Here is a 21,757-nt window from a genome sequence, read left to right as displayed (position 1 = left end):
CGATGTCGTTTCACCGTCGTCCCATGCGTACCCCGTCTACCCCGGATAGAAGCGCACTTCCGGGCGGCCGACCTGACCGTAGTGGGGCCGGCGGCGGGCCAGGCCGTTCTCCGCGAGGTATTCGAGGTACCGGCGGGCGGTGACGCGGGACACGCCGGTGAGGTCGGCGGCCGCGGCGGCCGACAGCCCGTCGGCGGCGCCGGCCAGCACCTCGGTGACGGCCTGGAGCGTCTCGCGGCTCATGCCCTTCGGCAGCGAGCGGTGGCCGGGGCTGCGGAGGGTGGCGAGCATGCCGTCCACGTCGGCCTGGCCGCTGACCTCGCCGGTGCCGACGGCCTGCTCCCGGAACCGGGCGTACCCGACGAGCTTGTCGCGCAGGGACGCGAACGTGAACGGCTTGAGCAGGTACTGGACGACGCCGACCGACACCGCGGAGCGGATCACGGCGAGGTCCCGCGCGGAGGTGACGGCGATGACGTCCACGTCGCTGCCGCCGGCGCGGAGCGCGCGGCACACCTTGAGCCCGTGGGTGTCGGGCAGGTAGAAGTCGAGCAGGACGACGTCGACGGGCGTCCGCTCGCAGAAGCGGAGGGCGTCCGCGCCGGAATGGACGACGCCGGCGACGCTGAACCCGGCGACGCGCTCGACGTAGGAGCGGTGCGCCTCCGCGGCGACCGGGTCGTCCTCGACGACGAGCACTCTGATCATCGGGACTCCAGGGGAAGTCGGACGGTGAAGATGGCGCCGCCGTCGTGGCCGACGTGGATGTCGCCGCGGTGCCGCCGGACGGCCTGCCCGACCAGGGCGAGGCCGAGGCCGTGGCCGACGGGCCCGCCGGACGTCTTGGTCGTCCAGCCGCGCCGGAACATCTCCGGCACGGCGGACGGGTCGACGCCGGGCCCGCTGTCCGCGACCTGCAGGACGAGCTCGCCGCCGTCCTTCCGGGCGCTGACGACCACGCGGGGCGGCCGGGTCCCAGCGCCCGAGAGGGCCGCGTCGACGGCGTTGTCGATGAGGTTGCCGAGGATGGTGACGAGGTCGCGGGGCTCCACCAGCCCCTCGATGGTGGTGTCGTCGGTGACGACGAGTTCGACGCCGCGCTCGCCCGCCTCCGCCGACTTGCCGAGCAGCAGCGCGACCAGCACCGGCTCGGTCGCCGAGCCGACGACCCGGTCGGTGAGCCGCTGCGCGGTCGCGAGCTCGGCGGTGGCGAACTCGACGGCGTCGTCGGGACGGCCGAGCTCCACCAGCGACACCACCGTGTGCAGCCGGTTCGCGGCCTCGTGGGCCTGGGACCGCAGCGACTCGGCGAAGCCGCGGACGGTGTCGAGCTCGCCGGTCAGCCCCATCAGCTCGGTGTGGTCGCGGAGGGTGACCACGTTGCCCATCGCCCGGTCCCGTGACCGGACCGGCGAGGTGTTCACGACGAGGACGCGGGTGTCGCTGACGTGGATCTCGTCCGATCGCGGCTTGGGAGAGACGAAGGTGGAGACCAGCTCGTCGGACAGCCCGAGTTTCGCGACGGGCTGCCCCCGCGAGGCCTCGGTGAGACCGAGCAGGTCGCGGGCGGCGTCGTTGCAGAGGACGATGCGTCCCGCCCGGTCCAGCAGGAGCAGGCCCTCGCGGACGGCGTGCAGGATCGCCTGGTAGTACTCGAACATCTCGCGCAGCTCGCCGGGCGCGGCACCGCGGGTCTGGCGGCGGAGCCGCGCGGACACCAGGTAGCTGCAGCCGAGCCCGGCGGCGAGGACGGCCCCGGCGACGGCGACGACGTAGAGGAGCCGCTGCCGCAGCTCCGCCGAGATCACGCGGACGGTGATGCCGACCGAGACGAGCGCCACGATGCGGCGGTTCCCGTCGAACACGGGCGTGACGGCGCGGACGGACGGGCCGAGCGTGCCGGTGTAGGTCTCGGTGAACGTCCGTCCGGCGAGCGCGGGCGCGGTGTTGCCGACGAAGTGCCCGCCGATCCGGGCCGGGTTCGGATGGGTGTACCGGATCCCCGCCGGGCTCATGATCGTGATGAAGTCGACACCGGTGTCGCGGCGGATGCGCTCGGCGTACGGCTGCAGGAGCCTGCTCGGGTCCGGGGTGGCGAGGGCGGCCGGGATGTCCCGGGCGTCGGCGATGGCCTTCGCGACCGCCTGCACCGTCTGCCGGGCGGCCTCGTCGGCGTGGCGCTCGGCGTCCAGGTAGGCGATGGTCGCCCCGGCCACCACCAGCAGGCCGACGATCGCGGCCTGCAGCACGAGCAGCTGCCGCGCCAGGCTCCAGCGGCCGGGCACCGTCCATGCGGGACGCCGCACTGTCGCACCTTTCGTCGCTCCATGCCGTGAACGAAATGTACACAAGCGTGACCATCGTTACCGGACGGCGCATAGTCACGGGTGCACAGACCTCCGCCCCAGACGACCCCTGCTCCAAACCTGCGAGCCCGTTTTCGCGCAGGCGTCCGCCGTGTGCATGCGCCCGCTCCGCCCGGCGCATGGGCGCCTGCCAAGGCGCGGGCGCCCGTCCAGGATCCGCAGCCCCCGCAATAGCGGATCCGGACGGGCGCCGCTCCTTGCTTCACAGCTTGGAGCATCACACGTCGTAGTACGCGCCGTACGCCGGGATGGCCGAGGTCGGCCCGGACGAGTGCGACACAGAAACGGGCGTCACGCCGTAAAGCTCGGCGCGCGCGTCGCGCCGCAAGGGGCCCGGCGCGCGCGCCGTACCGCCGGGCTTCGCGTGTGCGCCTCGCCGGGCGCGTGTGCCCATCGCCGGAAGCGCGCGCCGCGTCACCGGGCGTCCGGCCTCACGAGCCGCGCGGGCGGTCTTCAGCCGGTGGACGGGATGGGCTTCATCCCCGGGATCCGCCGGTTCCTTCCGGGCCCGCGCGCAGCCGCCCGGTGTCAGAGTCACCCCGCTCCTGACACCGGGCGGCCCTTCACCCGCGTTTGGCGGCGGGACGGAAGCGGATCACCACCGGCAGGTCCGGCATGCCGACCGCCTGCCGGTACCGCTCGACCGGGCCCGCGCCCAGCTCGCCGTACACCTCGCCGACGAGGGCGTCGCCCGCGAAGGCGACGCGCATGCGGAGCCGCGGCCGGGTGACCGTGCCGGTGAGCCGGACACGGGTGTCCTGGACGCCGGGCAGCTCCCGCGCGTCCCGGTTCAGCTCCTCGGCCGCGGTACGGGCGAGGGCGCGGGTCTGCGCATCCAGGTCCGGCCACCACCGGTGGATGAGCGCCCGGCACTGGAAGACCAGCCACAGCTGACCGGCGAGCGCCACGATCTCAGCGACGCCCGCGGCAACGGGCAGGAACCAGCCGCTGCCGTCGGCGAACCGCAGGAGGGCGGGGTCGAGCAGCGGCCTGCCGGACACGGCGAGGAGCGCGTCGAACGCGCCGAGGCCGGCGGCGAGGGCCGCGCCTCCGCAGAGCAGCAGCGCCGTCCCGGTCGCCGCGATCGCGATCCGCATGTCAGTCCTTCCGCCAGCCGAGCCGGACGTCGACGTCCGGGCGGCGCATCGGCTCGATGCGGTCGAGGCGCTCGTCGACGGCCTGCCCGACCAGCTCGGCGAGGTTCGCCGGGTTGCGGTAGTGGGTGGCCGCCCGGACGACGAGCCGCCTGCGGAACAGGCCCCGGCGGCGGACGCGGGCGCGCTCGATGCCGTGGACGCCGAGCGCAGCGTCCGCCAGCGTCCGGCGCAGGGCGGCGCCTCCGAGGACGCCCGCCAGGCGCGGATCGGACCCGGCCAGCGGCATGCCGCGGAGGCGTCCCGGCAGCGCGGCCAGCAGGAACGCCAGCCCGAGGACGGCGATCCCGGCGGCGACGATCAGGACGTCCGGGTCGTTCCAGGTGCGCCCGCGCAGCGCGTCCGCGGCCTCGGCCACGCCCGGCACCGGGTGGACGCCGGACCCGAGCACCGCCGCCAGCAGCTCGATCGCGGCGACCCCGCCGACGGCGGTGACCAGCAGCGCGGCCGCGAACCCGGCGAGCGCGCGCCGCGGCCGGAACTCGCGGACGGCCAGCCTCCGCGCCCGCCGCTCGTTCTGCGCCTCCTCGATCACGTCCCCGTCATCTGAACGCTGGACCAGGGTCTCGGTCATGGCCACCCCCGTGAGCCATCGGCACGTCCGACATCGTCACCCATGGTGAGGCATCGCCACGTGGAGTGAAACACGCCATGCCGACACCGTCCGGACGAAAGCGCAGGTCAGCCGACGGCAGGGGTGGGCCGCGTCAGCGGAAGACGACGGTGCGGTCGCCGTTGAGCAGGACGCGATGCTCGGTGTGCCACCGGACGGCCCGCGCCAGCGCGAGGCATTCGACGTCGCGTCCCACGGCCACGAGCTCCTCCGGGCTGTGGGTGTGGTCGACGCGCGCGACCTCCTGCTCGATGATCGGGCCCTCGTCCAGGTCGGCGGTGACGTAGTGCGCGGTGGCGCCGATCAGCTTCACCCCGCGCGCGTGCGCCTGGTGGTAGGGGCGGGCGCCCTTGAAACTCGGCAGGAACGAATGGTGGATGTTGATGATCGCGCCCGGCAGCTTGGCGCAGAAGTCGTCCGACAGGATCTGCATGTACCGGGCGAGGACGACCAGGTCGGCGCGGTAGTGCTCGACCAGCGTCAGGATCTCGGTCTCGTGTGCGGCCTTGCCGCGGGCCCCGACCGGCAGGTGGTGGTAGTCGATCCCGTACGACTGGGTGAGGGGCCGCAGGTCCGGATGGTTGGACGCGACCGCGACGATCTCGATGTCGAGCAGCCCGGACCGCGTCCGGTAGAGCAGGTCGTTCAGGCAGTGCCCGCCCTTCGACACCATGATCAGGACGCGCGGCCGCTCGGCGAGCGCGTGCAGCCGCCAGTCCAGCTCCAGCTCGGGCGCCAGGGACGCGAACGCGCCGCGCAGCTCGTCGGGGTCGGTGTCGTCCAGGGCCGCGAACTGGACCCGCATGAAGAACGTGCCGGAATCGGCGTCGCCGAACTGCTGGCTCTCCAGGATGTTGCACCCGCGCTCGGCCAGCAGCCCCGAGACGGCGGCGACGATGCCGGGCCGGTCGGGGCACGACAGGGTCAGCACATATTCGTTCACGGTCTCATCTCTTCGCGCGGGAAACGGCTGGGAAGGGCAGCTCAGAACGTCCCTCCGAGCTTACGCGCCACCCGCCCTCCACGGGCCCGACCGCCGCGCGTCCGCCGGGAGAATGGTCGGCATGAGCGAGCGACTCTCCCGGCGCGCCCTGAACCGCGCCACGCTGGCCCGGCAGCTTCTCCTGGAACGGGCCGAGCTGCCCGTCGTCGAGGCCGTCGAGCGGCTGGCAGGGCTCCAGGCGCAGACCCCGCACAGCTGGTACGCGGGGCTCGGCGCCCGGCTCGACGGGGTGACGCCGCAGGACGTGGCGGAGCCGCTCGTCGGGCGCCGGCTCGTCCGGCTCGCGCTGATGCGGTCGACGATCCACCTGGTCAGCGCGCGGGACGCGCTGTGGCTGCGGCCGCTCGTCCAGCCCGTCCTCGACCGGGACCTGTTCCAGAACTACACCCACGCCAAGCCCGTCGAGGGCCTCGACATGGACGACCTGGTCGCCGCGGCCCGGCCGTTCCTGGAGGAGAAGCCGCTGACGGCCAAGCAGCTCGGCGCGCTGCTGGCCGAGCACGGGCGCGCGGCAGGCTGGGGCGACCGCGCCCCGGCGTCCCTCGCCTACGCGGCGCGCTGCCGGATGGCGCTGGTGCAGGTCCCGCCGCGCGGCGTGTGGGGATCGAGCGGCCCGATCGCGCACACGACCGCCGAAGCGTGGCTGGGCGAACCCCTCGCGGACGACGCGACCCCCGACGAGATGATCTTGCGCTATCTGGCGGCGTTCGGGCCGGCCACGGTGATGGACGCGCAGACCTGGTCGGGCCTGACCCGGTTGAAGGACGTGATGGAGCGGCTGCGTCCACGCCTGGTCACGTTCGAGGACGAGAAGGGGCGCGAGCTGTTCGACCTTCCGGACGCTCCCCGTCCCGGCCCGGACGTGCCCGCGCCACCGCGCCTGCTGTACGACTTCGACAACCTGCTGCTGTCGCACGCCGACCGCAGCCGCGTCATCACCGACCGCTTCGAGGCGCAGAACTACCGGGTGCGGCGGCCCGTCCCCAGCATCGTCCTGGTCGACGGGTTCACCGCCGGGGAGTGGACGCTTGAGACGAAGGGCGGCCGCGCGACCCTGACGATCAAGACGTACGACGAGCCGCGACCGGACGACGCCGAGGCGCTGGAGGCCGAGGCGCACCGGCTGATCGGCTTCGCCGCCGCCGATGCCGAGACCCGAAACGTCCAGATAACCCCATAGTCACCGACAGTCAACTCTTACGTGAGAGGTTTTCACGTTAGACCTATACTGGCCGCGTGACGAGCATGAACCTCCGGGATCGCTACGACGCCGCGACGGCCGGGATCGAGGCGCCGTTCGCCGTCGTCGACCTGGCGGCCTTCCGCGCCAACGCCGCCGGCCTCGCCCGCCGCGCAGGCGGCAAGCCGATCCGGGTCGCGAGCAAGTCGGTGCGCTGCCGGGCCCTCCTGGAGGACGTCCTCGCCCTGGACGGCTTCGCCGGGATCATGGCGTTCACCCTCCCCGAGGCGCTGTGGCTGGCACGGGAGGGCATCAGCGACGACATCCTCGTCGCCTACCCCACCGCCGACCGGACCGCCGTCGCCGAGCTGGCCGCCGACCCCGCCGCCGCCCGCGCCATCACGCTCATGACCGACTCGCCGGAGCACCTCGACCTGATCGAGGACGCCGCGGGCGACCGCCCGATCCGCGTGTGCGTCGACATCGACGCCTCCTACCGCCCCCTCGGCGGACGGGTCAGGATCGGCGCGCTGCGCTCCCCGCTCCGCACCCCCGCCCAGGTCGCCGCGTTCGCCGAGCGGGTCCTCAAGCGGCCCTCGCTCCACCTCGCCGGGCTGATGGCGTACGAGTCGCAGATCGCCGGCGTCGGGGACGTCCCGCCCGGACGGCCCGCCCGCAGCCGCGTCATCCGCGCCATGCAGCGGCGGTCCCGGATCGAGCTGGCCCGCCGCCGGGCCGCGATCGTCCGGGCCGTCCGGGCGCTGACCGACCTGGAGTTCGTCAACGGCGGCGGCACCGGCAGCGTCGAGACGACCGCCGCCGAACGCGCCGTCACCGAGATCGCCGCGGGCTCCGGCCTCTACCAGCCGCACCTGTTCGACCAGTACTCCAACTTCAGCGGACGTCCCGCCGCGCTCTTCGCGCTGCCCGTCGTCCGGCGGCCCGCCCCCGGCGTCGCGACCTGCCTCGGCGGCGGCTACCTCGCCTCCGGCCCCGGCGACGCCGTCCGGCTCCCCCAGCCCTACCTGCCCGCCGGCCTCGCCTACCACCGCGACGAAGGCGCGGGCGAAGTGCAGACGCCCCTGCTCGGACGCGCCGCCGACCTGCTGTCCGTCGGCGACCGCGTCTGGTTCCGGCACACCAAGGCCGGAGAACTGTGCGAACGCTTCGACGCCCTCCACCTGATCGACGACGACCGGGTAGCCCGCACGGTCCCCACCTATCGGGGCGAAGGCCGCACTTTCTTGTGAAGGGGGGCGACCCCCTTCGACCCCCGTCACGACGCAGGCGATCCTCACGCCGCCGTTGCGGTCTGTCGTGCCCGTTGCGGACGTGCGTGGCGTCGCCGCGGTCGCCTGCGTCGTCGGGCCGTGCGACCTCCGGCGCAGGGCGCCTCCGGCCGCACGACCCGTCGCCCCGGCTGAGGTCTTGTCCAAGCGGGCGGATCTGACCCGTCCAGGAACGTCGGTGCGGGTCTCGTCCGGGAATGTGGGGCTAGGTTGGGGTTATGAGCGATGCTCCGATGATCAGTGTTCGCGGGGAAGCGGTGCTGGAGGCCGAGCCGGAGATCGCGCGGCTGTCGGTGCACGTCCAGTCGCAGGAGTCCGACCGGCGGGCGGCCGTCGACCGGCTCACCGAGCGGAACCAGCGCTGCCTCGACCTGGTCAAGTCCTACGGCGAGGCCGTGGAGAAGCTGGAGACGGGCGGGCTGTCGATCACGCCGGTGCTGAAGTACAAGCGGCGCGAGGGCGACGTCCGCGCCTACCGCGGCACCGTCTGGATCAAGATCACGGTCAGCGACTTCGGGATCCTCGGCGAGCTGGTCACCCGGCTCGGCGACATGGAGCGCACCTACGTGAACGGCCCGGATTGGGAGCTGCGGCGCGAGAGCGAGGTGTACGGGCGGGCGGCGCGGCAGGCCGCGCACGAGGCCGTCGAGCGCGCCCGCAGCTACGCCGAGGCGCTCGGCTCCCGGCTGACCGGACTGGTCGAGCTGTCGGACGAGGGCCTCGGCCGCAACCAGGACACCGGCGGCCCCATCGCGCTGGCCGCCGCGTACGGAGGCGCCGGCGGCGCCCCGGAGGAGCCCGAGCCGATCGACCTGGAGCCCGCGACGCAGATCGTCCGCGCCACCGTGGAGGCCCGGTTCACCGTGACGCCGCCTGACCTGGACGCGCGCTGACGCCGTCCCGCTGAACGGGGCGGGCACGTCACCCGTACTCCATGGTGTGGGAGGACCGGACTGCGGGGAGTTCCGCATGGGCCTCGGCGTCTACGCCCTGGGACGGCTGCCCGGCGCCGAGGCGGACGAGCTGTCGGCGCATCTGCTCGGCTGCCCGCCGTGCCGCGCCGAGCTCGCCGAGCTGCGAAGCGTCGCCGAGCTGCTCCGCCGCACCATCGCGCAGCGGCCCGCCTCCGGGCCGGGGCACACGCGCATCGTCCCGGCGCGCAAAGGCGCCGGCCGCGGCATGCGGACCGGCGCCTTCGGGACGAGGTTCAGCGGCGGCGCTTGCGCCTACGGCTCCAGAGGATCAGGGCGGTCACGGTGACGGCGGCCCCGACGCTCGCCGCCACCAGGCGCTTGTCGATCCCGCCGCCCGCGTCCTTGGCGTCGGAGTCGTCGGACCCCTCGGACGGCCGCACCATCGAACCGACCGCCCGCGCGACCTGACCCGCCTCCTCCTTCAGCCGCTCGGTGCCCCGTTGCGCGACGTTCTTCGGGTTGACCCGGGCGGCGAGCTCGTCGATCGTGCGTGCGAAGCTCTGGCGGGTGAGCTGGAGCTCCCGTTCCAGCGCGTCCGGGTCGCGGGCCCTGTCAGCCATGCCGTGTCCTTACCGTGTCGGGCGAATCCATGACCAGCGAAGCGTGATCCGAACAGTGTGGCAGGTCTTCCCGCCGGACGTCCGCCGCACCCCAGCCGGTACCGTTGGACCAACCATCCGAGCGAAAGGCGGCACAGGGTGTCCGAGCGGCTGCAGCCAGGGGACGTCGCCCCCGATTTCGAGCTTCCCGACGCCGACGGCGAGCCGGTGTCGCTGGCCTCGCTGCGCGGGCGGCGCACGATCCTCTACTTCTACCCGGCCGCCCTGACGCCCGGCTGCACCAAGGAGGCGGTCGACTTCCAGGGCAGCCTGGGCGAGCTGGAGTCCGCCGGCGTCGCGGTCGTGGGCATCTCCCCCGACAAGCCGGCCAAGCTCGCCAAGTTCCGGGAGAAGGAGGGCCTGACCTTCCCGCTGCTGTCGGACGCCGATACCGAGGTCCTCCAGGCGTACGGCGCGTACGGGGAGAAGAAGCTCTACGGCCGGGTCGTCGTCGGCGTCATCCGCTCCACCTTCATCATCGACGCCGACGGCAAGATCGAGAAGGCGTACTACAACGTCCGGGCCACCGGCCACGTAGACCGCCTCCGCCGCGACCTCGACCTCTGACCTCGACCGCTGATTGAACCTCGACCGGCGTCACGGGGTCGTGCGGCCGGAGGCGCCCCGCGCCGGAGGTCGCACGACCCGCCGGTCGGGGGGCCGTTTCGCGAGACGCGCCGGCGGCTCGGGAAACGGTCCGCCGGCCGTGACGGGGTTCCAGGGGGTCGCCCCCCTGGGCTGACACAGTGCGGGCGGGGGGATTCGAACCCCCACGGTGTCGCCACCAACAGGACCTAAACCTGCCGCGTATACCTGATTTCGCCACGCCCGCCGGCGTTCCGGAGAAGCGCGTTCAGCTTAGCGTTCCGGTCGGCGGATCCGGCAACGGAATTCGCCGCCCGGTCGATGCCGAGTGAGGAACTGATCGCCTGGTCGCGCGGGTAAGGGACGCACCCTCGCCGGAATTGCGGACAGGCGCTCGGAGAATCCATCAGGGTATTTGCGGAACGGCCTCGGCAGGCGGACGCGGGCGGCCTAGGCTTGATGAGTCCGTCCGCCCGCACAGTCGGTGACGCCATGACCACAAGCCCGGCGGCAGCCGTGAACGACTCGTCATTCACGCACCGCGTGCTCCCCTACGACGGCATGGACCAGCTCCTCGACGGCGCCCTGCCCTTCCTCCGAGACGGCGTGGAGGAAGGCGACCGCGTCCTCGCCGTCTGCGGGACCGCGCGGGAGACCGTGCTGCGCGACGCCCTCGGCCCGGCCGCCGCGGCCGTCGAGTTCGCCGACGCGTCCGCCTGGTACGCGCACCCGTCCCGGACGCTGGCCGACTGCCTCAGCGACGCCGACGAGACCGCCTGGCAGGGACGCCGCCTCCGCGTCCTCGGCGACCCGGTGTGGGCGTCGCGGTCGCCGCTGGAGGTCGCCGAATGGCAGCGCGTCGAGGCCGTCCTGAACGTCGCGTTCCGCGGCACCGGCGCGGCGCTCCTGTGCCCCTACGCGGCCACGCTGCCCGCCGGTGTCGTCGCGGCGGCCCGCAAGACGCACCCCGAGACCGTGCGCGGCGCGCGGGCCCTCGCCAACCCCGGCTTCGTCGACCCGTGGGCCTACTGCGAGCAGTGCGACCGCGAGCCGCTGCCCGCGCCGCCGCCCGGCGCCGACACCTTCAAGATCGACCGGCCGGACCTGTTCTGGCTGCGCGCCTACGTGTCGGAGTACGCGCGGCAGACGCCGCTGCCCGAGGACGGCGTCCAGCGGCTCCTCGTCGCGGTCACCGAGGTCGTGACCAACGCGCTGCGGCACGGCGAGCCGCCCATCGTCCTGCGCATGTGGACGGACGCGCCCGACGGCGAGCCCGCCTTCGTCTGCGAGGTCAGCGACGGGGGCAGGTGGCCGCCCGGCACCGGGTACGGGTTGATCCCGCCGCGCCCCCTGGCCGCGAAGTCCGGCGGACGGTTCGGCCTGTGGGCGGTGCGGCTGCTGTGCTCGGTCGTCCAGATCCGGACAGGCGACCACGGCAGCGTCGTCCGCCTGCGCCTGGCCCTCCCCTCGTCCCGTCCCGATGCGGACAGAGCGTGAGGGACTCTATGCGTTGGGCTTCCAAAAATTCGGCGGCGGCGTACTCTGAACCAATCACCGACCTCGATGGGCAGGCCATGGAGACACCCTGGTTCGCCAAGCGCCCGGTCAGCGGCGTCCGGCCCGGAGATCACGGCTGGCTGGCCTACAGCGGCTCCGAGGAGCGCGACCGGGTCATCGGGCCCTTCGTCCAGGAGGGCCTGCAGACGAACGAGAAGGTCGTGTACGTCACCGACGCGCCGCCCGAGCGGCTTCCCGGCCTGGCGCCCGGGCACCGGATCGACGTGGACGCCTACCGCAGGGCCGGGCAGCTGCGGGTCATCTCGCGGCAGGACGCCTGCCTCGACCGGTACGGCGGCTTCGAGCCCGCCAGGATGGTCGACACCCTCGGCCGCGAGGTCGACCAGGCGTTCGACCAGGGCTTCCGAGCCGTGCGCATCACCACCGACTACAGCTGGCTGCTGGACGAGCCGCGCCGCTCCGACCTCGGCCAGATGCTGGGCTGCGAGCACCAGGTCGGTGACACCGTCTCGCCGAGCACCATGGCGATGGCGATCTGCCAGATCGACAGGCACGCCTGCTGGCGCGACGAGCTCATCGCCCTCCGCGACACACACGAGGTCCTCGTGGAAGTGAACCCCGAATTCGATGACGGGATCCTGAAGATAGTGCGCACATTCGAACCCGACGGCCTGCGCGTCGAGGGCGAGCTGGACGCCGCCCGGCACGCGGTGTTCGCGGAGAAGCTCACCCAGGTGAGCAAGGACCGCGACCGCGTCCATCTCGACTTCTCCCGGCTGGCGTTCATCGACCTGGGCGGCCTGCACCTGCTGGCCCGGCACGCCACCGTCCTGCCGGCGAACGAGCCGCTGGTGCTCGACCACCTCGCGCCGGACGTGGAGAGCGTCATCGAGATGGTCGGCTGGCACCGGCTGCCCGGCATCGCCCGCGGGACCGAGCGAGCGCTCTCCGACTCGGAGGGGATCGGCCGATGACGATGGAGCACAGGGCCTTCCTGTACCGCGACGTCGAGGAGTTCCTGGACGTCACCGTCCCGTTCCTCAAATCCGGGCTGGAACGCGACCAGGCCGTGATCGCCGTGGCCCGCGAACCCAACCTGACCGCCCTGCGTGACGTGCTCGCGCCCGACGCCCCGCCGATCCAGTACTTCGACTCGGCCGAGTTCTACCGGCATCCCGTCCACACCCTGCGGGACTACCAGTCCGTCGTGAAGCAGAGCGTGCCGCGCACCGTCTGCGCCCTCGCCGAGCCCGTCTGGGACGGCTGGGACGAACGGCAGACCCTGGAGTGGATCCGCTACGAGTCCCTCATCAACGTGGTGTTCGACGGCTCGGGCGCCCGTTCGCTGTGCCCCTACGACACCGCGATGCTGCCGCCCCGGGTCGTCGCGGAGGCGCGGCGCACCCATCCCCTGGTGGTGGACTCCGGGCACAGCGGCCCCAGCGGCGAGTACGTCGACCCGGTGACGTTCGGCGCCGGCTGCGACCGCGGCCTGCGCTTCGACCGTCCACGCGACGCCGACTACCTCCCCATCGACGGCGACGACCTGCATGCGCTGCGGTCGTTCGTCGGCGAGCGCGCCGTCAAGCACGGCCTCGCCAAGCAGCGGGCGCAGAACCTCGTCACCGCCGCCAACGAGGTCGCGGCGAACGCGCTGCAGCACGGCACGCCCCCGATCGGGCTCTGGGTCTGGCAGGACGGCGCCGACCTGATCTGCGAGATCGGCGACAACGGCTTCTGGCGCCCCGGCCCGAGCCCGCTCACCGGCTTCATCCCGCCCGACTCGGCCCTCCAGCGCGGGTTCGGCCTCTGGACCGTCCGCCTCCTCGTCGACCTCATGGAACTCCGCGCAGGCTGGGACGGCACATTTGTCAGATTGCATTCCTCTCCTCCTTCGGGCGCTGGGCGCCCTCCATCGTCGAGAAATGCTGGCGATCGCTAGCATCGCTCCGACTCGCCTGGCGGCTCGCTGCGCGATCAGGTTTCTCGCGGGCTCGAAACCTGCCTTCGGACGCGATCGCAGGCGTTGAGGTCGTTGCGGGGTGCGGCGGAGGCTGCGGCCAGTGAACAGGTTAGGAAAGGGCGGCGGGGATTAGGGCGGCTAGGGCGCGGAACGCCTTGCCCCGGTGGCTGATGGCGTCCTTTTCTTCCGGGGGCATCTCGGCGGTCGTGCGGGTCTCGCCGTCCGGGACGAAGACCGGGTCGTAACCGAATCCGCCCGTGCCGCGAGGTTCGCGGATGACCGTGCCCCGCAGCCGTCCCTCGACGCAGTGCTCGACGCCCCCCGGGACGACCAGGACGGCCGCGCACACGAACGCCGCGCCACGCTGATCGTCGGAAACGTCGCCGATCTGGTCGAGGACGAGCCGGAGGTTCGCGGCGTCGCGGTCGCCGGTGGCGGCGCCGAGGCGTCCCGACCAGCGCGCGGACAGAACGCCTGGCATGCCGTTCAGCGCGTCCACGCACAGGCCCGAGTCGTCGGCGACGGCGGGCAGGCCGGTGAACGCGGCGATCGCGCGGGCCTTCAGCAGCGCGTTGCCCTCGAACGTCAGCTCCGTCTCCGGCACGTCGGGCGCGCCGGGGAAATCGTCGAGGCCGGCGATGTCGAGGCCGCCGAGGATGCGCCGCAGCTCCGCGACCTTGCCCTGGTTGTGGGTCGCGAGCACGATCCTGGTCATCGGGCGATCCTCGTCATCGGGCGAGAGCCGCGTCCTGGAGCCTGGTCAGCTCCGCGCAGCCCGCGGACGCGAGGTCGAGCAGCGCGTCCAGCTCGGCGCGGTCGAACGGGGCGCGTTCCGCGGTGCCCTGCACCTCGGCGAAGCGGCCGTCGCCCGTGCACACCACGTTCATGTCGGTGTTGGCGGCGCCGTCCTCCTCGTAGCAGAGGTCGAGGCGGGGCTCGCCGTCCACGACGCCGACGCTGACCGCCGCCACGGACGTGATCAGCGGTTCGCCGCCGCCCCTGAGCATCTTGCGGGCGCGCATCCAGGAGACGGCGTCGGCCAGCGCCACGTACGCGCCGGTGATCGCGGCGGTGCGGGTGCCGCCGTCGGCCTGCAGGACGTCGCAGTCGAGCTGGACGGTGTTCTCCCCGAGCGCCTTGAAGTCGACGCAGGCGCGGATGGACCGTCCGATCAGGCGGGAGATCTCGTGGGTGCGGCCGCCGATCCGGCCCCGGACGGCCTCGCGGTCGTTGCGGGTGTTGGTGGCGCGGGGCAGCATCGCGTACTCGGCGGTGACCCAGCCGAGGCCGCTCTCGCGCCGCCAGCGGGGCACCGAGTCCTGCACGGACGCGGCGCACAGCACCCGGGTCGCGCCGAACTCGATCAGCACCGAGCCCTCCGCGTGGTCGAGCCATCCGCGCTGGATGCGGACGGGGCGGAGCTGGTCGTGCGCGCGATCATCGGGGCGAGGCATGCGCTCCACCCTAGCGGGACTCAGAGGGTGTACTGGGCGCCCACGCGCGCCAGGTCGATGGGGCCTTCGTACCCGCTGGCCTTGGCCTCCTTGAGCGACACGTCCGCGTCGTTCCACGGCACGAGGTGGGTCAGGACGAGCCGTCCGGCCCCGGCGGCGGCGGCGTGCTCGCCTGCCTCGCGGGCGGTCAGATGGAGCTCGGCCGGGAGGCCCGGCTTGTCGAGGAAGGACGCCTCGCAGAGGAACAGGTCCGCGCCGCTCGCCAGCTCGACCAGCGTCTCCGACGCGCCCGTGTCGCCGGAGTAGGCGAGGGTCTTGCCGCCGTACTCGACGCGGAACGCGTACGCCTCCACCGGGTGCGGCATCAGCGCGGTCGTCACGCGGAACGGGCCGATGTCGTAGGGGCCGCGGCGCAGGGTCCGGAAGTCGAACGCCCCGGACATGCCGGGCTCGGGATCGAGGTCATAGGCACGCGCCATGCGCGCGGCGGTGCCTTCGGGGCCGTGCACCGGGATCCGCGGGGCCGGGCCGCTCGGCCGGTAGGTCCGCGCCACCCAGTATCCGCACAGGTCGAGGCAGTGATCGGCGTGCAGGTGCGAGATGCAGACGGCGTCGATCTCGTACAGCGAGCGGAAGCGCTGCAGCGATCCGAGCGCGCCGTTGCCGAGATCGAGCACCAGCGCGTAGCCGTCCGCCTCGATCAGGTAGCTGGACGCGGGACTGTCCGGCCCGGGAAAACTGCCGGAGCAGCCGATCACTGTGACCCGCACGCTCACTCCTCCTTCGGGTCCCCGAGGAATCAGGTGGTCAGAGCCGGCACCTTCACACCAGTGTGACCCGGCCGCCCGCGGGATTCGAGACGGCGGCCGTCAGGCGCGGGCGATCCGTGCGGGCGAGCGGCGAGACCTCGGAGGCCGCTGTCGAAGATCCCGTTGGGAGCGTCGGGAGGCCGTCCTCCCGGGATGGGTCTGACATGGTGCACAAGGCTAAGCGACGGGACCCCGCGCGGGCGCGTCATGCGTTGGACATCACACCGTCACGTGGCGGAAAACCGCCCAGCTCACGCGCCGCGCACACGATCCGGACGGCCACCGTCCCGAAACGCCGGTGAGCCACGCGGCGGCAGGTCCCGCGAGGGTCAGGGGCGGGGGCGAGGGACGCGGGCCAGCTGGCGGCTCTGGGCCACGAGGCGTCCGGCGGTGTCCCAGACCTCGACCTCCTCGTCGAACCACCCGCCGGCGAGGACGCGGCCGGCGCCGTGGAGGGCGAGCCAGCCCGGCGCCGGGACGGCCCGCATGTGCCAGGTCAGCTCGACGGTCGGCGCCCAGCCCTGCGCGCCGAGGTTCAGCGCGACGGGCGGCAGCGCGTCCACGGCGAGGGCGAGCGCGTAGGCGTCGGGCTGGTAGCCGTCGCGGAGGCGGAACCAGGCGCGGACTTCGGGACGTCCGCTGGGGCGTCCGTCCAGCCAGCCCATCGTGGCGCGGTCGAAGCGCATGTCGACCTGGTCGGCGAAGCCGCGGCCGCCGGTCGAGGGCTGGAACTCGGTGCACTCCTCCAGCGGAGGCAGGCCGGTGGGTTCGGCACCGGTCCAGGCGGGTTCGGCGGCCGGGTCGAGGGTGGCGGTGGTGATCAGCGCGTCAGCGGTGGGACGGCCTTCCTGGACGAGCGTGACCCGCGACGTGGCCGCCGTCCGCCCCTCCTTGCGGGGCTCGACGATCACCTCGGCGGGGCCGGGCCTGGCGACACGGTGGAAGTTCACCGCGGTCGAGACGGTGTGCGCGTGCGGGGAGGCGGCGACGGCGGCGCGGCCCAGGACGGCCATGAGGTAACCGCCGTTGAGCGCCTCGGCCATTCCGTAGCCGGCGTCCAGGACGGTCTCGTACCGGCCTTCGCCCATCGGCTCGACCGCGGTCGCCGCGCCGAACCCGATCATCCGTGTCCCTCCCGCGGTTCTAGAATGACGTTCGAGAACGCACTCTACCGCGACGGCGGATCAGGCCCAGAGCCGGGCATGTCAGGCCGGAGCCGGCTTGTCAGGCCCAGAGCTGGCCTTCGAGGCGGGCCTCGGCCTCCTCCAGGGTGCCGCTGTACGCGCCGGTGGACAGGTACTTCCAGCCGCCGTCCGCGACCACGAACGCGATGTCGGCTCGCTCGCCCGCCTTGACCGCCTTGGCCGCCATCCCGATCGCCGCGTGCAGCGCGCCGCCCGTGGAGATGCCCGCGAAGATGCCCTCCCGCTGGAGCAGCTCGCGGGTGCGGCGCAGCGCGTCCCCCGACGTGACGGAGAACCGCGTGGTCAGGACGGAGTCGTCGTACAGCTCGGGGATGAAGCCCTCGTCGATGTTGCGCAGCCCGTACACCAGGTCGCCGTACCGGGGCTCCGCCGCGACGATCTTGATGTCCGGGACCCGCTCGCGCAGGAACCGGCCGACGCCCATCAGCGTGCCCGTCGTGCCGAGCCCCGCGACGAAGTGCGTCACGGTCGGGAGGTCCTCGAGGATCTCGGGGCCGGTCGTCTCGTAGTGCGCGAGCGCGTTGGCCTCGTTGCCGTACTGGTAGAGCATCACCCAGTCGGGGTTCTCCGCCGCCAGCCCCTTCGCCACCCGGACGGCCTCGTTCGACCCGCCCGCCGCCGGGGAGAAGATGATCTCGGCGCCCCACATCTCCAGGAGCTGGCGGCGCTCCGCGGACGTGTTCTCCGGCATCACGCAGATCATCTTGTAGCCGCGCAGCGTGGCGGCCATGGCCAGCGAGATGCCGGTGTTGCCGGACGTCGGCTCGAGGATCGTGCAGCCGGGCGTCAGCAGCCCCTCCTTCTCCGCCTTCTCGATCATGTAGAAGGCGGGCCGGTCCTTCACGGACCCGGTGGGGTTGCGGTCCTCCAGCTTGGCCCAGAGCCGCACGTCGGCGGACGGCGAGAGCCGCGGCAGCCCGACCAGCGGGGTGCGGCCGAGCGAGTCCGGCAGCGAGTCGAAGCGCATCAGTCTGCTCTCTGCTCTGTCTGCTCGTGGGCGGCGGTCAGCCGCCGGCCACGGCGGGCAGGATCGTGACGCTGTCGCCGTCGGCGACCTCGGTCTCCAGGCCGCCGAGGAAGCGCACGTCCTCGTCGTTCAGGTAGACGTTGACGAACTTGCGCAGGCCCTTGTCGTCGACCAGCCGGTCGCGCAGGCCGGGGTGCCGCGTGTCCAGGTCGGTGAACAGCTCGTCCAGCGTGCCGCCCTTGCCGTCGACGGCCTTGGCGCCGTCGGTGAGGTTGCGCAGGATCGTGGGGATCCGGACCTCGATCGCCATCGCGATGGTCTCCTTCTACGTCGTACGGGTCTCCCCGCCCTCTAACCTGCTCACAACCGGGCGGGCAGCGGGATGATTCCGGGCGTACTCCAGCAGGATCAGCGCGTCAGCGACAGTCGTAGACGACCTCGGCGCGCGAATGCCCGAACAGGAAGCTCTGTACGGGTGGCACGGCGGTGGAACCGGTGCGGCGCCGCGGGCCGACCGCTCCCTGCTCACTCGTCCACATGACGGCCAGTTTACCGGGCGCGTTCCGGACGATCCGCGCCGCCGTCCCCGCCGCGATCCCCGCCGCCGTCAGCCGTAGGAGTCGACGATCGCGACCTCTTCTTCGGTCACTTCGCCGTCCACGATCCGGTACGACCGGAACTCGTGATCGTCCTCGTCGCGGGTGGAGACGAGCACGTAGTGGGCGTTCGGCTCGGCGGCGTAGGAGACGTCCGTGCGGGACGGGTACGCCTCCGTCGAGGTGTGCGAGTGGTAGATCACCACGGGCTCCTCGTCCCGGTCGTCCATCTCCCGCCACACCTTGAGCTGCTCCTGGGAGTCGAACCGGTAGAACGTCGGGGACCGCTCGGCGTTCGTCATCGCGACGTACCGGACGGGCCGGTCCGATCCGATGGGGCCGGCGATGACGCCGCAGGCCTCGTCCGGGTGGTCGGCGCGCGCATGCGCGACGATCTTGTCGACCAGGGCCCGTTCGATCGTCAGCATGCCCCGAAGGCTACCGGGCGGCGCGTCCGTCCCCCTCCCGGGGGCCGCGCGGTCACCACAGGACGCGGACCAGGCTCTCCTGCAGCGACGTGAGCCAGTCGTAGGCGGCGAACATCGGGGCGCGAGGGTCGTCCGGGGTCATGCTCTCCGCCTCCTCGTACCACTCCTCGGTGATGTCGAGCCGGGTGCCGAGCGCCAGCCGGACGTCGTTGAGGGCCCGCAGCCACGCCTGCGCCTGCTTCTCGTCCAGGACGACGTCGGACCCGGGACCGCCGGCCAGCGAGGCCAGCACCGTCCCGGCCGCCTCGCGCTTGCCGTCGCGCAGGCCCATCTCGGTATAGCGGCGGAACTCCTCCGCGGACTTGCCGTCGTCGCGGTAGGCGTCGGGGAACAGCCGCGCCAGGACGGGATCGTCCGGCATGGTGGCGTTCTCGGCGATGCCCATGGACGCCAGCTCGTCGTCGTCGCCGGGGGCCTCGCCCAGCAGCGCGAGCAGCTGCTCCATCAGGGCGCGCAGGAGCGCGACCTCCTCGGCCTCCAGCCGCACCCGGACGCCGTGGCGGGTCTTCTTCACATGGCTCACCGGCTCAGTCGTCCCGCTTGACCGTGGCCCACAGGCCGTAGGAATGGAGGATCTCCACGTCGCGCTCCATCTCCTCGCGGGTGCCGTTCGCCACCACGGCGCGGCCCTTGTGGTGGACGTCGAGCATCAGCTTCTCGGCCTTCGCCTTGGGATAGGCGAAGACGGCCTGGAAAACGTACGTGACGTACGACATCAGGTTGATCGGGTCGTTCCAGACGATGGCCAGCCAGGGCCGGTCGGCGCTCACGTCCTCGTCGACGTCCGGCCGTTCCAGTTCGACGGGCGCGGGCGCCGTGCTCATGGCGCTCATTCCGCTCGCCTCCCTCTCTCCGTGAAGTCGGTGGCCCACCGCACCCGATGCTATGCGCCGCTCCCGCCGAATGCGGCGGCCTGCACGACCATGGTGCCCACAGCGGGCCGTAAGGTTCCACCTGTGGACCTTGGCGACGGTACTGCCCTGCTCACCGACCGGTACGAGCTGACCATGCTCCAAGCCGCGCTGCGCAGCGGGACGGCCGACCGGCGCGCCGTCTTCGAGGTGTTCGCGCGGAGCCTGCCCGCCGGCCGCCGCTACGGCGTCATCGCCGGGACGGGACGCCTCCTCGACGCGATCGAGCGGTTCCGCTTCGACTCCGCCGAGCTGGACTACCTGACGTCCAACGGCATCGTGGACGAGCCCACCGCGCAATGGCTGGAGAAGTACCGCTTCACCGGGAACGTCTGGGGTTATGCCGAGGGCGACTGCTACTTCCCGGAATCGCCGATCCTGGTGGTGGAGGGGACGTTCGCCGAGGCCGTCCTGCTGGAGACCCTCGCGCTGTCGATCCTGAACCACGACTGTGCGATCGCGTCGGCCGCCTCCCGAATGGTGCAGGCCGCGCAGGACCGTCCGATCATCGAGATGGGGTCGCGGCGCGCCCACGAGCGCGCCGCCGTGGCCTCCGCCCGCGCCGCCTACATCGCGGGGTTCGCGACCACGTCCAACCTGGAGGCGGGGCGGCTCTACGGGGTGCCGACCGCCGGGACGAGCGCGCACTCCTTCACGCTCCTGCACGACAGCGAGCGGCACGCCTTCGAGGCTCAGCTCGCCGCGATGGGCGAGAGCACCACGCTGCTCGTCGACACCTACGACGTCGAACGGGCCGTCCGGACGGCCGTGGAGCTGGCCGGGCCGTCGCTCGGGGCCGTCCGGATCGACAGCGGCGACCTCGGGTTGATGGCGCGCCGCGTCCGCGACCAGCTCGACTCCCTCGGCGCGCACGGCACGCGGATCGTGGTCACCGGCGACCTGGACGAGTTCGGCATCGCCGCGCTCGCCGCCGCGCCGGTCAACGGCTACGGCGTCGGGACGTCCCTCGTGACCGGCTCCGGCGCGCCCACGGCCTCGCTCGTCTACAAGCTCGTCGCCCGCTCGGACGCCCCCGAGGACGACGCGCCCATGCGCCCGGTCGCGAAACGCTCCACCGGCAAGCCGAGCCGCGGCGGGCGCAAGACGGCCGTCCGCCGCATCGACGGCCACGGCACCGCCTTCGCCGAGACCGTCACCACCGGTGAACCGACGCCGGGCCCGCGCGACCGCGTCCTGCAAGTACCGCTGGTGCGGGACGGCGAGATCATCGGACGCGAATCGCTCCTCGACGCCCGAGAACGCCACGCGCAGGCGATCGCCGAACTGCCGCCGACAGCGACGCAGCTGTCCAAGGGCGAGCCTGCGGTTCCCACCGAGTTCGTCAACGGCGGCCCCCGCCGCTGAGACCATCCAGGCGGAGCTGGGGTACGGTCCCCATTGAGCCCTTTTCATCCTGTGACGGGCCAGAAATGCCACGTCTCAGACGAGAGCGGATGAATCGGACTCTTCGTTCGAGGTGACTCGTCCAGGGAGCGGTCATGGGCAAGAAGGCTCTGATCATCGTCGACGTCCAGAACGACTTCTGCGAGGGCGGTTCGCTCGCGGTCGCCGGCGGAGCGGACGTGGCCACGGCCATCTCCGGGTACATGGCCGGGCACCGGCGCGAGTACGCGCACATCGTCGCGACCCGCGACTTCCACCTCGACCCGGGCGACCACTTCTCCGCCGAACCCGACTTCGTCGACACCTGGCCGCCGCACTGCGTGATCGGCACGCCGGGCGCCGACTTCCACCCCAACCTGGCGCTCGCGCCCATCGAGGCCGTGTTCAGCAAGGGCCGCGAGACCGCCGCCTACAGCGGCTTCGAGGGCGCGTCCGACGACGAGCAGCCCCTCGCCGACTGGCTCGCCGCCCGCGGCGTGGACGCCGTCGACATCGCGGGCATCGCCACCGACCACTGCGTCCGCGCCACCGCCGTGGACGCCGCCCGCGCCGGGCTGCGCACCGCCGTCCTGCTCGACCTCACCGCCGGGGTCAGCAAGGCCACCGTCGACCGCGCCCTGGACGAGCTCGCGCAGGAGGGGATCGTCATGTCAGGCGCCCCGGTCGTAGCCTCCTGACC

At 72.6% G+C, this 21,757-nt stretch carries 27 protein-coding genes and 1 tRNA gene; 10 read left to right on the top strand and 18 right to left on the bottom strand.

Translation table 11 applies throughout. The annotated features are described in order from the left end of the window. Window positions 1-36 precede the first annotated feature (36 nt). The 6 genes from E1287_RS11790 to purU all read right to left on the bottom strand — a co-directional run bounded on the left by E1287_RS11790 (window position 37) and on the right by purU (window position 5,076). Window positions 37-708, bottom strand: a complete 672-nt coding sequence (locus E1287_RS11790; RefSeq protein WP_131964924.1) for a response regulator — start codon at window positions 706-708, stop codon at window positions 37-39. Further along, complete coding sequence (locus tag E1287_RS11785; protein ID WP_165968968.1) at window positions 705-2,306, bottom strand: sensor histidine kinase; 1,602 nt, start codon at window positions 2,304-2,306, stop codon at window positions 705-707. Before E1287_RS11785 ends, E1287_RS11790 begins: the two co-directional genes overlap by 4 nt. A 277-nt stretch (window positions 2,307-2,583) precedes the next feature. After that, a complete protein-coding gene (locus E1287_RS11780) occupies window positions 2,584-2,904 on the bottom strand; it encodes a hypothetical protein (protein ID WP_131964923.1) in 321 nt (106 codons plus the stop codon). A 25-nt stretch (window positions 2,905-2,929) separates the two neighbouring features. Next, window positions 2,930-3,463: a hypothetical protein gene (locus tag E1287_RS11775; RefSeq protein WP_131964922.1), complete on the bottom strand. Its 534-nt coding sequence runs from the start codon at window positions 3,461-3,463 to the stop codon at window positions 2,930-2,932. Window position 3,464: 1 nt separating this feature from the next. After that, the gene (locus tag E1287_RS11770) at window positions 3,465-4,094 is read right to left on the bottom strand and encodes a DUF6286 domain-containing protein (protein WP_131964921.1); all 630 of its coding nucleotides are present in this window, start codon (window positions 4,092-4,094) and stop codon (window positions 3,465-3,467) included. A gap of 133 nt (window positions 4,095-4,227) precedes the next feature. Then, window positions 4,228-5,076, bottom strand: coding sequence for a formyltetrahydrofolate deformylase (gene purU, locus E1287_RS11765; protein WP_131964920.1), 849 nt, complete (start codon window positions 5,074-5,076; stop codon window positions 4,228-4,230). A gap of 121 nt (window positions 5,077-5,197) precedes the next feature. Here purU and E1287_RS11760 point away from each other — a divergent pair, with 121 nt between their 5' ends. The 4 genes from E1287_RS11760 to E1287_RS11745 all read left to right on the top strand — a co-directional run bounded on the left by E1287_RS11760 (window position 5,198) and on the right by E1287_RS11745 (window position 8,865). Continuing rightward, window positions 5,198-6,316 carry a winged helix DNA-binding domain-containing protein gene (locus tag E1287_RS11760; protein ID WP_207934150.1) on the top strand — a complete coding sequence of 373 codons (1,119 nt, stop codon included), beginning with the start codon at window positions 5,198-5,200 and terminating at the stop codon, window positions 6,314-6,316. A gap of 65 nt (window positions 6,317-6,381) precedes the next feature. Continuing rightward, entirely contained in the window at window positions 6,382-7,566 is a 1,185-nt protein-coding gene (locus E1287_RS11755; protein WP_131964955.1) for an amino acid deaminase/aldolase, read from the top strand. A gap of 257 nt (window positions 7,567-7,823) precedes the next feature. Next, window positions 7,824-8,498, top strand: coding sequence for an SIMPL domain-containing protein (locus E1287_RS11750; protein WP_131964918.1), 675 nt, complete (start codon window positions 7,824-7,826; stop codon window positions 8,496-8,498). 46 nt (window positions 8,499-8,544) lie between these two features. Further along, on the top strand, window positions 8,545-8,865 hold the full coding sequence (locus E1287_RS11745) for a zf-HC2 domain-containing protein (RefSeq protein WP_207934149.1): 321 nt from the start codon (window positions 8,545-8,547) through the stop codon (window positions 8,863-8,865). Here E1287_RS11745 and E1287_RS11740 read toward each other — a convergent pair. Continuing rightward, entirely contained in the window at window positions 8,813-9,139 is a 327-nt protein-coding gene (locus tag E1287_RS11740; protein ID WP_131964916.1) for a DUF3618 domain-containing protein, read from the bottom strand. The genes E1287_RS11745 and E1287_RS11740 overlap by 53 nt on opposite strands. A gap of 138 nt (window positions 9,140-9,277) precedes the next feature. Here E1287_RS11740 and bcp point away from each other — a divergent pair, with 138 nt between their 5' ends. Beyond that, a complete protein-coding gene (gene bcp, locus E1287_RS11735) occupies window positions 9,278-9,745 on the top strand; it encodes a thioredoxin-dependent thiol peroxidase (RefSeq protein ID WP_131964915.1) in 468 nt (155 codons plus the stop codon). 180 nt (window positions 9,746-9,925) lie between these two features. Here the strand turns inward: bcp and E1287_RS11730 are convergent. Beyond that, a tRNA-Leu gene (locus E1287_RS11730) sits at window positions 9,926-10,010 on the bottom strand. A 245-nt stretch (window positions 10,011-10,255) separates the two neighbouring features. Between E1287_RS11730 and E1287_RS11725 the strand changes: the two genes are divergently transcribed. The 3 genes from E1287_RS11725 to E1287_RS11715 all read left to right on the top strand — a co-directional run bounded on the left by E1287_RS11725 (window position 10,256) and on the right by E1287_RS11715 (window position 13,223). After that, a complete protein-coding gene (locus E1287_RS11725; protein ID WP_131964914.1) occupies window positions 10,256-11,260 on the top strand; it encodes a sensor histidine kinase in 1,005 nt (334 codons plus the stop codon). A 77-nt stretch (window positions 11,261-11,337) separates the two neighbouring features. Further along, on the top strand, window positions 11,338-12,255 hold the full coding sequence (locus E1287_RS11720) for an MEDS domain-containing protein (protein ID WP_131964913.1): 918 nt from the start codon (window positions 11,338-11,340) through the stop codon (window positions 12,253-12,255). Further along, window positions 12,252-13,223, top strand: a complete 972-nt coding sequence (locus E1287_RS11715; RefSeq protein ID WP_131964912.1) for a sensor histidine kinase — start codon at window positions 12,252-12,254, stop codon at window positions 13,221-13,223. The genes E1287_RS11720 and E1287_RS11715 overlap by 4 nt, the downstream gene beginning before the upstream one ends. A 130-nt stretch (window positions 13,224-13,353) precedes the next feature. On the opposite strand, the gene rdgB is transcribed toward E1287_RS11715, so the two are convergent. From rdgB to clpS, 10 genes are all read right to left on the bottom strand, one after another. Continuing rightward, window positions 13,354-13,959 (bottom strand): RdgB/HAM1 family non-canonical purine NTP pyrophosphatase, encoded by a 606-nt coding sequence (gene rdgB, locus E1287_RS11710; RefSeq protein WP_131964911.1) that lies wholly within the window; start codon window positions 13,957-13,959, stop codon window positions 13,354-13,356. 13 nt (window positions 13,960-13,972) lie between these two features. Then, window positions 13,973-14,698, bottom strand: coding sequence for a ribonuclease PH (gene rph, locus E1287_RS11705; protein WP_131964910.1), 726 nt, complete (start codon window positions 14,696-14,698; stop codon window positions 13,973-13,975). Window positions 14,699-14,718: 20 nt separating this feature from the next. Beyond that, the gene (locus E1287_RS11700; protein WP_131964909.1) at window positions 14,719-15,468 is read right to left on the bottom strand and encodes an MBL fold metallo-hydrolase; all 750 of its coding nucleotides are present in this window, start codon (window positions 15,466-15,468) and stop codon (window positions 14,719-14,721) included. 368 nt (window positions 15,469-15,836) lie between these two features. Next, window positions 15,837-16,631 carry a thioesterase family protein gene (locus E1287_RS11695; protein WP_131964908.1) on the bottom strand — a complete coding sequence of 265 codons (795 nt, stop codon included), beginning with the start codon at window positions 16,629-16,631 and terminating at the stop codon, window positions 15,837-15,839. A gap of 100 nt (window positions 16,632-16,731) precedes the next feature. Beyond that, window positions 16,732-17,679 (bottom strand): cysteine synthase, encoded by a 948-nt coding sequence (locus E1287_RS11690; RefSeq protein ID WP_131964907.1) that lies wholly within the window; start codon window positions 17,677-17,679, stop codon window positions 16,732-16,734. A 37-nt stretch (window positions 17,680-17,716) separates the two neighbouring features. Then, window positions 17,717-17,989: a MoaD/ThiS family protein gene (locus E1287_RS11685; protein WP_131964906.1), complete on the bottom strand. Its 273-nt coding sequence runs from the start codon at window positions 17,987-17,989 to the stop codon at window positions 17,717-17,719. 106 nt (window positions 17,990-18,095) lie between these two features. Then, on the bottom strand, window positions 18,096-18,218 hold the full coding sequence (locus E1287_RS46300) for a hypothetical protein (RefSeq protein WP_279504280.1): 123 nt from the start codon (window positions 18,216-18,218) through the stop codon (window positions 18,096-18,098). A gap of 68 nt (window positions 18,219-18,286) precedes the next feature. After that, window positions 18,287-18,703 (bottom strand): M67 family metallopeptidase, encoded by a 417-nt coding sequence (locus E1287_RS11680; protein ID WP_131964905.1) that lies wholly within the window; start codon window positions 18,701-18,703, stop codon window positions 18,287-18,289. A gap of 52 nt (window positions 18,704-18,755) precedes the next feature. Then, window positions 18,756-19,286: a DUF2017 domain-containing protein gene (locus E1287_RS11675; protein WP_131964904.1), complete on the bottom strand. Its 531-nt coding sequence runs from the start codon at window positions 19,284-19,286 to the stop codon at window positions 18,756-18,758. A 4-nt stretch (window positions 19,287-19,290) separates the two neighbouring features. Then, window positions 19,291-19,587 (bottom strand): ATP-dependent Clp protease adapter ClpS, encoded by a 297-nt coding sequence (gene clpS / locus E1287_RS11670; protein WP_131964954.1) that lies wholly within the window; start codon window positions 19,585-19,587, stop codon window positions 19,291-19,293. Between the two features lie 99 nt (window positions 19,588-19,686). Between clpS and E1287_RS11665 the strand changes: the two genes are divergently transcribed. Next, on the top strand, window positions 19,687-21,039 hold the full coding sequence (locus E1287_RS11665; RefSeq protein ID WP_131964903.1) for a nicotinate phosphoribosyltransferase: 1,353 nt from the start codon (window positions 19,687-19,689) through the stop codon (window positions 21,037-21,039). 134 nt (window positions 21,040-21,173) lie between these two features. After that, complete coding sequence (locus tag E1287_RS11660) at window positions 21,174-21,755, top strand: isochorismatase family protein (RefSeq protein ID WP_131964902.1); 582 nt, start codon at window positions 21,174-21,176, stop codon at window positions 21,753-21,755. Window positions 21,756-21,757: the final 2 nt, after the last annotated feature.

It is taken from the genome of Actinomadura sp. KC06, assembly GCF_004348735.1.
Taxonomy (GTDB): domain Bacteria; phylum Actinomycetota; class Actinomycetes; order Streptosporangiales; family Streptosporangiaceae; genus Spirillospora.
This window is presented reverse-complemented; position numbering and strand designations above follow the sequence as displayed.

What these genes read in the sequence shown, in the direction of transcription:
- E1287_RS11790 (WP_131964924.1), bottom strand. Translation starts at nt 708, where the DNA reads ATGATCAGAGTGCTCGTCGTCGAGGACGACCCGGTCGCCGCGGAGGCG.
- E1287_RS11775 (WP_131964922.1), bottom strand. Translation starts at nt 3,463, where the DNA reads ATGCGGATCGCGATCGCGGCGACCGGGACGGCGCTGCTGCTCTGCGGA.
- E1287_RS11770 (WP_131964921.1), bottom strand. Translation starts at nt 4,094, where the DNA reads ATGACCGAGACCCTGGTCCAGCGTTCAGATGACGGGGACGTGATCGAG.
- E1287_RS11760 (WP_207934150.1), top strand. Translation starts at nt 5,198, where the DNA reads ATGAGCGAGCGACTCTCCCGGCGCGCCCTGAACCGCGCCACGCTGGCC.
- E1287_RS11755 (WP_131964955.1), top strand. Translation starts at nt 6,382, where the DNA reads ATGAACCTCCGGGATCGCTACGACGCCGCGACGGCCGGGATCGAGGCG.
- E1287_RS11750 (WP_131964918.1), top strand. Translation starts at nt 7,824, where the DNA reads ATGAGCGATGCTCCGATGATCAGTGTTCGCGGGGAAGCGGTGCTGGAG.
- E1287_RS11740 (WP_131964916.1), bottom strand. Translation starts at nt 9,139, where the DNA reads ATGGCTGACAGGGCCCGCGACCCGGACGCGCTGGAACGGGAGCTCCAG.
- E1287_RS11725 (WP_131964914.1), top strand. Translation starts at nt 10,256, where the DNA reads ATGACCACAAGCCCGGCGGCAGCCGTGAACGACTCGTCATTCACGCAC.
- E1287_RS11720 (WP_131964913.1), top strand. Translation starts at nt 11,338, where the DNA reads ATGGAGACACCCTGGTTCGCCAAGCGCCCGGTCAGCGGCGTCCGGCCC.
- E1287_RS11715 (WP_131964912.1), top strand. Translation starts at nt 12,252, where the DNA reads ATGACGATGGAGCACAGGGCCTTCCTGTACCGCGACGTCGAGGAGTTC.
- rdgB (WP_131964911.1), bottom strand. Translation starts at nt 13,959, where the DNA reads ATGACCAGGATCGTGCTCGCGACCCACAACCAGGGCAAGGTCGCGGAG.
- rph (WP_131964910.1), bottom strand. Translation starts at nt 14,698, where the DNA reads ATGCCTCGCCCCGATGATCGCGCGCACGACCAGCTCCGCCCCGTCCGC.
- E1287_RS11695 (WP_131964908.1), bottom strand. Translation starts at nt 16,631, where the DNA reads ATGATCGGGTTCGGCGCGGCGACCGCGGTCGAGCCGATGGGCGAAGGC.
- E1287_RS11690 (WP_131964907.1), bottom strand. Translation starts at nt 17,679, where the DNA reads ATGCGCTTCGACTCGCTGCCGGACTCGCTCGGCCGCACCCCGCTGGTC.
- E1287_RS11685 (WP_131964906.1), bottom strand. Translation starts at nt 17,989, where the DNA reads ATGGCGATCGAGGTCCGGATCCCCACGATCCTGCGCAACCTCACCGAC.
- E1287_RS46300 (WP_279504280.1), bottom strand. Translation starts at nt 18,218, where the DNA reads ATGTGGACGAGTGAGCAGGGAGCGGTCGGCCCGCGGCGCCGCACCGGT.
- E1287_RS11680 (WP_131964905.1), bottom strand. Translation starts at nt 18,703, where the DNA reads ATGCTGACGATCGAACGGGCCCTGGTCGACAAGATCGTCGCGCATGCG.
- clpS (WP_131964954.1), bottom strand. Translation starts at nt 19,587, where the DNA reads ATGAGCACGGCGCCCGCGCCCGTCGAACTGGAACGGCCGGACGTCGAC.
- E1287_RS11665 (WP_131964903.1), top strand. Translation starts at nt 19,687, where the DNA reads ATGGTGCCCACAGCGGGCCGTAAGGTTCCACCTGTGGACCTTGGCGAC.
- E1287_RS11660 (WP_131964902.1), top strand. Translation starts at nt 21,174, where the DNA reads ATGGGCAAGAAGGCTCTGATCATCGTCGACGTCCAGAACGACTTCTGC.